We start from the raw sequence: 1,010 nt of genomic DNA on the forward strand, positions 1-1,010 counted from the left end.
GAGCCTTTCCCAGTAACCGTCAGCCACTGTCCGTGAGTGCGAGGCGCGTCGCGCGGTGTGCGGTATCCCCAAGTCCGGGCAGGCGTGAGGCCCCTGGTAGGAACGATCTTGCGACAGATTGTTCTGACCGAGGGGCCTCACGTGCCGACCAGTGTCACATACACCGCCGTGCTCGATGTCAAGCGGTCCACCGCCGAGTACCTGGCCGGCCTCCTGCGCGACCACCGGATCGCGGCCGGGACCCGCAAGGGGCGACGTGCGCTGGGCTGTTTCAAGCAGGCGGTGTTCGTGCTGCGCTGGTTCCTCGACGGCACCCGGCTGGCCCAACTCGCTTGTGACAACGGCCTGTCGGCCTCCACCTCCTACCGCTACCTCCACGAAGGACTGGCCGTCCTGGCCGCCGGCGCACCGGACCTGTCCACCGCGCTAGAGCGTGCGAAGGCAGCCGGGCTGACGCATCTGAACCTCGACGGTACGGTCATCCGCACCGACCGCGTCGCCGCCCCGGGCCCCAACGGCGCAGACCTCTGGTGGTCCGGAAAACACAAGCACCATGGCGGGAACGTGCAGGTCATCTCCACCCCGGACGGCTGGCCGATCTGGGTCTCACCGGTCCGCCCGGGCCGCGAGCACGACACCACCTGCGCCCGCCACCACGGTCTGATCGACGCCCTCAACCGGATCGCCGCCGAGCTGGGCACGCCAACCCTCGTCGACCTCGGTTACGAGAACGCCGGCGACGGCTTCCGCCACCCCGTCAAGAAGCCCGCCGGAGGCGAGCTGACCGAGGCCCAGCAGACCTACAACAAGGTCATCCGCGGCATCCACGGCGTCTGTGAGCGCGCCAACTCCCTGCTCAAGACGACCTTCAAGGCCCTGCGCCGAGTCAGCCTTGACCCCAGCCGCATCACCAAGATCGCCGCCGCAGCCCTCGTCCTGCTCCAACTCGAGTACGACCGCACCATCTGAACGATCACACACCGTCGTGATCCATTACTGGGAAAGGCTCA

At 67.7% G+C, this 1,010-nt stretch carries 1 protein-coding gene; it reads left to right on the forward strand.

From position 1 onward, the window contains the following. Positions 1-141: 141 nt before the first annotated feature. Positions 142-969 carry an HARBI1 family protein gene (locus tag I8N67_RS41645; RefSeq protein ID WP_372443926.1) on the forward strand — a complete coding sequence of 276 codons (828 nt, stop codon included), beginning with the start codon at positions 142-144 and terminating at the stop codon, positions 967-969. The last annotated feature ends 41 nt before the right edge of the window (positions 970-1,010 follow it).

It is taken from the genome of Streptomyces adelaidensis (genome assembly GCF_016598475.1).
GTDB classification, from domain to species: domain Bacteria; phylum Actinomycetota; class Actinomycetes; order Streptomycetales; family Streptomycetaceae; genus Streptomyces; species Streptomyces adelaidensis.